The sequence below is a fragment of the Pseudomonas sp. NBRC 111131 genome, from assembly GCF_001320525.1.
In the GTDB taxonomy this organism is placed as follows: Bacteria; Pseudomonadota; Gammaproteobacteria; order Pseudomonadales; family Pseudomonadaceae; genus Aquipseudomonas; species Aquipseudomonas ceruminis.
This window is the reverse complement of the sequence record NZ_BCBH01000063.1, coordinates 1-10,070: the sequence shown is the minus strand read 5'-3', so window position 1 is coordinate 10,070 and position 10,070 is coordinate 1. Positions and strand designations below refer to the sequence as shown.

The following is a 10,070-nucleotide window of genomic DNA, read 5'->3' as shown; positions in this document are numbered from 1 at the left end:
TTAGCGTTGAATGTCGTCAGGAAGTTATCCAGCGCTTTGCATGGAATATCAAATTCCTGGCTATAGTTTCCTTTCGCATCTTTTGCGCAGCTGTCTGGCAAGCCGGTTTGAGCAGGGGCTGCAAAAACCTGGGAGGTTGCGATACCGGCAGCCAAGAGTAACGATACTTTCAATGCAGGCTTCATATATCAGTCCTTATTATTGTTTATGCTGAAAATTTTCTGAACCCCTGCGACATGACAGGGAGCTTTTCAATTTGCCTGAACCCTCAAGCACTTCAACGTGTGAAACTTCTTGCTTGGTACTTCACAGTTATTGTTGCAGACCGGCCAGCGCTGCTGGCCTGACTCTGCGAATGGCACCATCTGTCAGTAATTTCGACTGCTCTGGATCATGCCCGTACAGTACCATTGCCCCTTTGGACTTTAGCTGTTTAAACAAGTTAAAGTTATCAAGCATTCCTTGAGCGTCATTCACCACCATTGCATCTGGAAGCGTCATCTTTTCAAGGGAAGCCTTCAAGTAGCAGGCATCCGCAGTGATGATCACATCTTTGCCATCTACTTTGACTTTCAGCGACTGGTGCCCGGGCGTGTGACCAAAGCTCGGGATAAGTACAACCGAACCATCACCAAATAGATCGTGTTCACCATCAATTTCAAGGCGCTCGTGACCTAGATCATAGTGTCGAGGAGCATACACTTCTTTTTCAATATTTTCCTCATTCTTTGCTGCCTCCCACTCACGTTTCTGGATAACCAGTCGTGCGTTAGGGATGCAGGCATTACCACCACAATGATCGAAGTGTAGGTGAGAATTAATTATAAAGTTAATCTTCAGCGGGTCGACGCCGAAAGCCTCCAGGCGCTTAGCTACATCCTCGCCAGGCACAAAATTAACTGTCGTTATATCTGAAAAAACTCCGAGTGATTTTTTCACCACTTCCGGATCTTTGGACTGCAAAGGCAACTCAAGGCCTGTATCAAACAAAACAGTGCCTTTCGGATGTTCGATCAAATAGCACGGCACAGGGATTGCCAGATCGCCCGTTTCTCCAGCCATGAAGAAACCATAAGGCATAGTAATCCAGCCGCATGTCATTGCATATAATTTAACTTCTTCCATAGCTATCAACCTCTAAGCTATCACGGTTCTTCTTGGGTATTCAAGGTATTATTATGATTTCAGGCAGATTATATCTAAATTAATTGTAGGTATGAATTGTTGCGTGTCAACAATTAATGTATTTCAAATTCATGAAATCGATCTTGAATTAAATGCTCAGTTCCTGCTGCGCAAATCATTAGATATATTGTGTATCAGACACAATTGTCTATCCATCCCATAGGCTCGGCTTCCGTGTTTGGTCACCCTATATATCAACGGGTTACCATGCAGCCTGGTAAATTGATTCGATATCTTCAGACGTTAACTTGCGGGGATTATTGCGCATCAACCGGTCGATCTTACTGGCTTCCTCGGCCATCGGTGCTAGGGCGTCCTGTGGGACGTTGAAAGCGCGAAGACCGGCAGGGATGTCTACAGCAGCACACAGTTCAATCATCGCATCGACACTGGCGTCTGCAGCCTGGCTATCGCTCAAGCCGGCGATATTCACGCCCATTGCCTGAGCGACGTCGCGAAGACGCTCCATACAAGCAAGCTTGTTCCAGCGCATCACATAAGGCAGCAGCAAAGCGTTGCTGACGCCGTGAGCGATGTTGAAACGCCCGCCCAGCGGATAGGCAAGCGCATGCACTGCCCCAACACCTGCGTTGCCAAATGCCATGCCGGCCATCAGGCTCGCCGTAGCCATGTCTTCCCGAGCAAGGAGATCATTGGGATTGGCATAGGCCTTAGGCAAAGCGCGAGCTATAACCTTGATGGCTCCCAGAGCAATGGCATCGGTGATCGGCGAGCGATTGATCGAAATGTATGCCTCAATCGCATGCACAAGCGCATCGACACCGCTGGCAGCGGTCACGCTGCGTGGGCAAGTACGCGTCATGATCGGGCTAACCAGGGCAACATCAGGCAACAGGTAGTTGCTCACAATCCCTTTCTTGAGCTGCGCATTCTTGTCGGAGAATATCGCCACGTTAGTGACCTCCGAACCCGTGCCTGCCGTAGTTGGAATCGCGATCAGCGGAGGGCCCTTGCGGCTTACTTGATCGACACCGAACAACTCGGCCAAGGGGCCATCGTGTCTCGCGAAAGCCGCCACACCTTTCGCGATGTCCATGGCACTTCCACCGCCCAGGCCAATCAGTCCATCATGGCCACCCTCGCGAAAGGCGCGGGTGCAATCTTCGACCAAACTGATTTCAGGCTCTGGCTGCACTTGGTCGTAGAGGCCATAGCTGCGGCCACCCAGGTGGACCAAAGCGAGGTCGACTGTGCCCGATTTGACCAGAATCGCATCGGTCACGATCAATGGGTTATCAACCTTCAGCCGGGTCAACTCAGCGTCCAGCTGTTCAACCGCGCTAGCGCCGGTCAGGAGTTTATTGGCGATTTGAAAGGCAGAAACGCTCATCGGCTCATCCTCGTTTTTTTATTAGAGATGTACCAAATGGATAACAAAACCTGTGCCAATGTCGTGAAATACCCATCCTTGACGGATTTCGTCTCGTTCGTGCAGGCCTGCGGCACGAATAGCGATCAGTATTTCAATCGCAAAGTCGGCTAACGATCAGAAACCTAATCAAAACTCTCCCAGCGTTTCATCTTCTGGACGATGGTTGCTTGGCTCACTCCCAACGCTTTGGCTGCCAGGCGCGTGGTTTTGTGTACGCGCATGGCTGAAAGGATTGCGCTGCGCTCGGCGTTTTCCACAACCTTGCGTAGCGGTAAACGATCATGACTTGAGCGATCATTGTGGAGGTTGAGGATTTCCTCAGGCAGATCCAACGCCTCAATCGTGTCACTTTCGCAGACCACTACCAGACGCTCGACCAGGTTGATCAACTCTCGAATATTTCCTGGCCATGCGTACTCACAGAGCAGATCCAGGGTCTCCAAGCCCCACGACATTTTGCGCTCATAGCGCTCGTTGAAGTGCCTGAGGTAATGCTCCAACAGCGTTGAGATCTCTGCGGCGCGCTCGCGAAGCGCGGGAATATGAATGGGCACCACGTTCAGTCGATAGTAGAGATCGGCACGGAACAACCCTTCCTCGACTTTCTTTCGCAAGTCGTGGTGGGTGGCGCTGATGATTCGAATATCGACCTCACGCAATTCAAGTCCACCCACGGGGATGAATCGATTTTCTTCGATAACCTTCAGCAGTTTGACCTGTAGCGACAGCGGTAGATCGCCAATTTCATCAAGGAACAACGTTCCATGATTTGCTAACTCCAGAAGCCCTCGCTTGCCCTTGGCCGCTGCGCCCGTAAACGCCCCTGGTGCATAGCCGAACAATTCTGCCTCGATCAAATTTTCGGGCATTGCGCCGCAGTTGAGCGGAATGAAAGGCTCCTTGGCCCGAGCGCTGGAGTTGTGGATGTACTGAGCGATGAGGCTTTTGCCAACACCGGTCTCCCCTAATAGCAGCACCTTCACGTCACTGCCTGCTACACGACGTGTCTGTGAGAAAAGCGGGCCGGTTTGCGCTTGGTTAAAAACCAGCGAAGACTGTGTGATTTTTTCATATTCGCCAGCATGCAACTGCGCAGTGCTCTGACGCAGCTTCTTGAGCCCAGCTAGCTCATCCCTTTCATGCTTCATGCGCAGAAGCTCTGTCATGTCACGTACGGCGCTGACGACGTAGCTGATGCGACGATCCAGGAAAATAGGTGTTGCGCTCACCAACAGCTTCTTACCGTTACCGAGGCTCTGCATAACGGAAACCGGCGCACCTTGCTGGAGTACGCGTAAAGATGCGGATTGCGACACGACACCGTCGCGTACCAAGTCGTGCATGCTGCGTCCAATGAGCTGCTCGCTCTGGAGTCCAGTCAGACGTTCGTACGCGCTGTTTACTTTGACGGTAATCCCTGCTCCATCCGTGATGTAGACGCCGTCGTGCAGCGCGTTCAGAATCGTATCGAAAGTTTGATCAGTGAAGTTCACAGCGACCCTCTGAGCTAGCGAAAAAAGTGAGTGTAAGGCGTTCGTCAGTGCAGTGGCTCTATTCTTGAGGAGGTAGCTGGGACTCATGGAGTTGCAGATATCTGCAGTAGCTTTGCGGATGCATCGAAAAATCTCGTCCTAGGTGGCCCCGTATCACTTCTGCTCTACACGTGTTCCGCGAACCCACAAGTAGGCTGGAGGAGCCGGTCGTGCACCGCTAGGAGGGTGTAGACAAAATCAAGTAGTAAGCCGACGGGCCAGCATGCGAGCCTCAGCCAGCCATACCCATGCCGCACTTACATCGAGTAAACGATCATGGTGCATGATCAGCCGCCTGGCTCGCTCATTCCAGGCGTGAGTTCGTTCCACTACCCAGCGTTTGGGCATAACCACAAAACCACTCGGTGCTGGTGCTGACGCGAACAGCTCGCCTTGTGCTGAATGCCATTTCCCGGTACGGCGATTATTCGGTCCTCTTATGACCTGAACCTGAACAGCATGAATGTCTTGCGTCCGCTGAGCCCACTTCCCGGCGTAGGCACTGTCAACGAACAGAGTATTCACGGATGGGTACTTGCCCATCGAGGATGTCACCGCGTCGTCCGCCGCGTCTCGGTCCTGCACACTGGCGGCACTGATACTCACTGCCAAGAGCAAGCCAAGGGTATCAACGACCAGACTTCGCTTGCGCCCTTTGACCTTTTTGCCGGCGTCGTACCCACTTTCTCCGCCTTGGGGAGAGCTACGAGTTGACTGGGAATCGAGAACAGCGGCTGACGGCTTTTCATCACGATCCATCCGCTCTCGCCACTGGGCACGAAGCCGGTCGTGCATTTGCTCAAACTTGCCCTGAGCGCTCCACCGTCGAAAGGTCTTGTAGACGTTGTCCCAATGCGGAAACTCGTGAGGCAGCATTCGCCATGAGCATCCCGTGCGCACGACATAACAGCACGCTTCCAAAAGCGTCCTTCGGGAGTGACGAGGCGGCACGCCACGGCCTCCCGAGACTTCAAACAAATCAGCGACCAGCGTCCATTCTGCGTCCGTCAGACAACTGGGGTAGCGCTGTTCCGGCAACTGGCGCCGGTGGGCCTCGGTGTAACCATAAGACTTCTGAGCCTCAGATGGCTGGAAACTACCTTTGGCTCGTTCCTTTACACGAACGATCCCGGCCAGCCTCAGCGCTTTGGCAAAGGTATCGGGATGAGCGGTAATACCCGTTTCAGCATGGAATGCCTGCGCCAGTTCGGATTGGCTGGAATAGGGTTGCGCATGAGCGAGCCTGGTCAGCAGAGGGTAATGCTCCGCAGCGATTACGGGCGGGCGTCCGGTTTTAGGCATGGCTCAATGCTGCGTAGGCAAGGGACAAGCAGCTTACTTTATTTTGTCTACACCCTCTTAGAGCAATGTTGAACGTACATGTTGAGGAGTTTATTAATAGTGACTATCAGCGTGTTTGATTTTGCCAGTGCTAGTTTTTCCATTACTTTGTTTTTCAATGAAGCGAGGCGCGGTACCCCTCCTTGTACCAACCGAGTGTCCTTCATTGCCCTTTGGTGTTGCCGCTTGCCTGCAGGCGGCTTTTTTGTAAGCGTCCGCCCAACTCACCTTGCGTAAGTCAGGCCGGTTCCCATTGATGCGGCAGCAAAGCCTCAATCTCGCTAGCCCGCTGTGTTGGCAGTCGCGTCAACACGTCCTTGAGATAGGCATACGGATCATGTCCATTCATGCGCGCCGACTGAATCAGGCTCATGATCGCCGCCGCCCGCTTGCCACTGCGCAGTGATCCTGCGAACAACCAATTGGCACGCCCAAGTGCCCACGGTCGTATTTGGTTCTCGACGTGGTTGTTATCGATGGGCAAGGCGCCGTCGTCCAGGTAGCGCGTCAGCGCTACCCAGCGTTTCAAGCTGTAATCCAGAGCTTTGGCGATGGTCGAGCCTTCGGGTACCAGCTCGCGCTGGGTCAGCATCCAGTCATGCAGTTTTTCAGCGATGGGAACCGCATCTCGCTGACGTATTCGCCGACGGTCGTCTTCGCTCATGTCCTTGGCCTGCCGTTCGACCTCGTAGAGCGCACCGATTGTCAGAAGGGCCTGCTCGGCCAACTGGCTCTTGTTCGCCGCATGCAAGTCAAAGAACTTACGGCGCGCATGGGCCATGCAGCCAATCTCGACGATGCCCTGTTCGAAACTGGCCTTGTAGCCGGCAAAGTCATCGCACACCAACTTGCCGCGCCAGTCGCCCAGGAAGTTACGCGCATGCTCGCCGGCACGGCTCGGGCTGAAGTCGTAAACCACGGATTTAAGCTCTGCGTAAGCAGTGCTGCTATAGGCCCACACATAACTTCGATGGGTTTTCTTTTCACCCGGTGCCAACATCTGAACCGGTGTTTCATCGGCGTGGATGACTGGTTGAGCCAGCACCGCTTCACGCAGGGCATCGACAAGCGGTTGAAGCTGCGCGCCGGTTTGCCCGACCCACCGGGCCAGTGTCGAGCGTGGAATCGCCAGGCCGGCGCGGCCAAAGATCTTTTCCTGCCGGTACAACGGCAGGTGGTCAGCGAACTTGGCCACCATGACATGGGCCAGCAGACCTGCGGTGGGGATGCCTTTGTCGATGACTTGCGCCGGAACCGGTGCCTGTATCAGGGTTTCGCAACTTCGGCAGGCCCACTTTCCACGTACATGCTGCTCAACCGTGAACACGCCCGGCGTGTAATCGAGCTTTTCGCTGACATCTTCACCGATGCGCTGAAGCTCGCAGCCACACGCACATTGGGTGTTGTCGGGTTCATGATGAATCACGGTGCGCGGAAGCTGTGCAGGCAGTGGTGCGCGCTTGGGCTTCTGGCCTGGCTCTTTTGGGGCTGGGTCGGGATGAAGTGCGTTCAGCTCGGCTTCGATGGCCTCAAGGTCAGTGCTGAGCAAATCATCGAGCAAGCGGCCTTGCTCTGGACTGATCTGTTCGCTGCGTTTGGCGTACTTATGACGTTTGAGGACAGCGATCTCATGAGTGAGCTGCTCGATGACGATCTTGTCGTTCTGGATCTTGCGACTCATCGTCTCGACTTGAGACTGCAATGTCAGCGTCTGCTCGAGCAACGCGCGCAGCTCTGCAGGGGTCAGTTGGTCGAGGTCGGGTAAAGAAGTCATGCCGCCAATCATGCCAGAGCAACACACTGGCGGCGATTGGCGGTTATGCCAATAGTCAGTACTAAAGCCGTGTGATGGTGCTGTTGGCACCCATGCGTTGCCAAGGTAATCCGACGATGAGTGCCTGAACTTGCTCGCTGTCCAGTTCCATTTGAGCGCCGTGACGAGCGCCCGGCCAGTGGAATTTACCTTGGTTCAGTCGGCGTGCTGCCAACCACACGCCAATGCCGTCATGCACTAGCACCTTCATCCGGTTGGCGCGGCGGTTGGCAAAGAGATAAGCGCAGTGCGGCTTCGCCGCACCGAAGACCGCGACGACGCGGGCCAACGCCGTTTCGGTGCCGGCGCGCATGTCCATGGGCTCGGTGGCGAGCCAGATTGTATCGATGCGAATCATTTGACGAGACCGCGAATGAAGCGCGCACAGCCATCGGGATCGACAGCGGGCCAGATCACTGTGACTGTTTGTAGTTTGAACGGAATTTCGATGCGCGCCAGTGTGGGTTGTGCAGGCTCAGATTCGGGCTTCATCGTCAGCGGCACGAATGCCGGTAGCGCGTCAGGTTGACGGTCACGATAGAGCGGAATCCATTTGCGCACCAGGTTGGCGTTGATGCCATGGCGCAGCGCGATGCTGGCTATCGATACGTCAGGTTGAAGACATTCCTGGACGACTTGGGCTTTGAACGGTTTTGGATAAGAGGTGCGCTGGCGCATGGTGATCCTTGCGATAAGGGCGATGGTGTCCACGTATTTTTAGGTGGACACCATCGCCCTTAATGCTGAGATTCTGAAGGTGTGTTTGCTGGCCGCTTACACTTGGGCAGCTCTCCAGCATAGTTCAGCCGCCGAGAATGTCCTGTTCCTGGACCTTTAGGAGAAGGTTTTGTCGAGGATCAAGGCGTCCGCTTTCGCCGGGCCTGATAGCGTGCCAGGAGAGATTGAACAGAGAGACCATGAACCAAGATGCTCAGCGCAACGACTGACAGAACCAGGTTGCTACTCTGCGCTGCAGCATTTGGGGGAAGCCCGTGATTTATCGCGTAGAAGAGATAGTACAGGCTGCCGATTCCCTTGATACCGAACCAGCCCAGAAGTCCTCGCTGCGGAGCATCCAAACCTTGGCGCAAAGGGGTGAGAAAAACACTGAGTGGTCGGATGATACAGAACAGTGCGCCCGCTACGATGAGCCCCTGCCAATCCCAGTGCTCCAGCAGCACCACACCCAAGAGTGTGACCAGAAAGACTTCCATTGCTCGCTCAACCAGGCTGCCAAACGCCAACATATCACCCAGCATGATCCCTGCCGCGACGCGGGAGTCGTCGAGCTCTGCGACATCCCCCTTAACGGCCAGCTCTGGCGCCACATGCTGGTGACCCACCACCGGCTGCACCAGATGTTCTGCCGCAGGATCTGAAGGACTCGCAGCAGTAAGCACTTCGGCCTGCCGCAGCCCGAGTCCCGCGGCGAACACGGCCAGGAAGCCATAACCCTGTATCGCCTCGGTGATGACATAAGCAAGCGCCACGAGAGCGAGGGCAAGATAATCATTAGGCGAGACAGTGCTGTCGTCGTTGCGCAAGCGCAAGTAGAGGGTCAGCTTGCCTAGGCCTCTTCCCATCCAATACCCGCACAATGCGCCGGCGGAGGCTGCCCATAGCACATCCCCGAAGACCCAATGGATGAACCACGGCTCCCCGGGATCTCGCTGTAACAGCAGCCCCAGCGTTACGAAGGGAAAGGCCACACCGTCGTTCAACCCGGCCTCTCCCGACAAACCGAAGCGCACAGGGTCATCATCCTGGGCATCTACCACCTGCACGAGGGTTGCAAGCACCGGATCTGTGGGGGCGAGAATGGCGCCAATTAGCACCGAAACGCCCCAACTCATGTTGAGTGCATAATGAAGCAGGAGGCTTACACCTCCTATGCACAGCACGAGCACTGGGCCCGCAAGGTAGAACGCTGTCCGCCACCTGGGATTTCGAAGTGGCAAACGCAATTTGAGGCCGCTGAAGAAAAGAGAGAACAGCACGGCCACTTCGGTGAGGTGTTCCAGCCAACCACTCGATTTAGAGAGGTCCAACTGTAGCAACCCTAGAGCAGGTGAACCGAGCGTGGTGCCAAGGCCAAGACAAACCACCGAGGTGGTAACCGGTGCCCAGCGAAGATAGGACGATGACAGGGCTAGGACCAAGAGCACTGCGCCCAGCATGGCGAACCAAACGATGAAGGTCATTACCCAAACGCCTTGAAACTCAGATGGTGAGCGTTCGAGTGGGTACCGAAGCGGCTCGTTCAGCCTGTCTCCAGATGTCACTTGTCTAGCCGACCAAATGTAAAAAAAGATTTCAGGCTCTCACGACGGTCCTACGTTCTAGTACACCTAGGAGAAAGTCATGAAATTCGCGCAGTTCTGCCAATGGCTCGCCAACCGGTCGGGGAAGCCAAGTACATTTTTGATCGCCGTGGTGCTCATTGGGTTATGGGCTATCTCAGGGCCCTGGTTCCACTACAACGACACCTGGCAGCTCATCATCAACACCTCTACGACGATCGTCACTTTCCTGATGGTGTTTCTGATCCAGAACACGCAGAACAGGGATAACGACATCATCCACGTGAAGCTGGACGAGCTGATTCGAGCCACCAAGTCGGCTCAACGTTCTGTCTTGGATTTGGAAGATATGGACAGCAAAGAGCTTCGAGCGCTGCGCAGGGAATACCGCGCGATGGCTGAAAATTGCGGTCAAGCGGATTTGCAGGAGCCAAGCGCTCCTGAGGATGGAGAGCAGCGCGTAAATATCGATCAGCAACGCTAGCCTGGGGGGTTTGATTGATTAA

10 protein-coding genes are annotated in these 10,070 nt (G+C 54.6%); 1 reads left to right on the top strand and 9 read right to left on the bottom strand.

Annotated features, from left to right (window positions below; translation table 11 throughout):
• From APH34_RS29130 to APH34_RS27820, 9 genes are all read right to left on the bottom strand, one after another.
• Positions 1–185 (bottom strand): hypothetical protein (locus APH34_RS29130; RefSeq protein ID WP_082422913.1); only part of this gene is annotated, 185 nt, incomplete at its 3' end.
• Between the two features lie 127 nt (positions 186–312).
• Positions 313–1,125 carry an N-acyl homoserine lactonase family protein gene (locus APH34_RS27855; RefSeq protein ID WP_016486899.1) on the bottom strand — a complete coding sequence of 271 codons (813 nt, stop codon included), beginning with the start codon at positions 1,123–1,125 and terminating at the stop codon, positions 313–315.
• A 262-nt stretch (positions 1,126–1,387) separates the two neighbouring features.
• Positions 1,388–2,536, bottom strand: coding sequence for an iron-containing alcohol dehydrogenase (locus tag APH34_RS27850; protein ID WP_009683642.1), 1,149 nt, complete (start codon positions 2,534–2,536; stop codon positions 1,388–1,390).
• Between the two features lie 164 nt (positions 2,537–2,700).
• The gene (locus tag APH34_RS27845; RefSeq protein WP_033690530.1) at positions 2,701–4,071 is read right to left on the bottom strand and encodes a sigma-54-dependent Fis family transcriptional regulator; all 1,371 of its coding nucleotides are present in this window, start codon (positions 4,069–4,071) and stop codon (positions 2,701–2,703) included.
• A 237-nt stretch (positions 4,072–4,308) separates the two neighbouring features.
• Entirely contained in the window at positions 4,309–5,412 is a 1,104-nt protein-coding gene (locus APH34_RS27840; protein ID WP_054903736.1) for an IS5 family transposase, read from the bottom strand.
• 277 nt (positions 5,413–5,689) lie between these two features.
• A complete protein-coding gene (locus APH34_RS27835) occupies positions 5,690–7,225 on the bottom strand; it encodes an IS66 family transposase (protein WP_054903735.1) in 1,536 nt (511 codons plus the stop codon).
• Positions 7,226–7,286: 61 nt separating this feature from the next.
• Positions 7,287–7,622 carry an IS66 family insertion sequence element accessory protein TnpB gene (gene tnpB / locus APH34_RS30165; RefSeq protein ID WP_009682063.1) on the bottom strand — a complete coding sequence of 112 codons (336 nt, stop codon included), beginning with the start codon at positions 7,620–7,622 and terminating at the stop codon, positions 7,287–7,289.
• On the bottom strand, positions 7,619–7,942 hold the full coding sequence (locus APH34_RS27825; protein ID WP_009682062.1) for a transposase: 324 nt from the start codon (positions 7,940–7,942) through the stop codon (positions 7,619–7,621). The genes tnpB and APH34_RS27825 overlap by 4 nt, the downstream gene beginning before the upstream one ends.
• Positions 7,943–8,121: 179 nt before the next feature.
• Entirely contained in the window at positions 8,122–9,465 is a 1,344-nt protein-coding gene (locus tag APH34_RS27820; protein ID WP_009682061.1) for a sodium:proton antiporter, read from the bottom strand.
• Positions 9,466–9,625: 160 nt separating this feature from the next.
• Between APH34_RS27820 and APH34_RS27815 the strand changes: the two genes are divergently transcribed.
• On the top strand, positions 9,626–10,048 hold the full coding sequence (locus APH34_RS27815; RefSeq protein WP_009682060.1) for a low affinity iron permease family protein: 423 nt from the start codon (positions 9,626–9,628) through the stop codon (positions 10,046–10,048).
• The last annotated feature ends 22 nt before the right edge of the window (positions 10,049–10,070 follow it).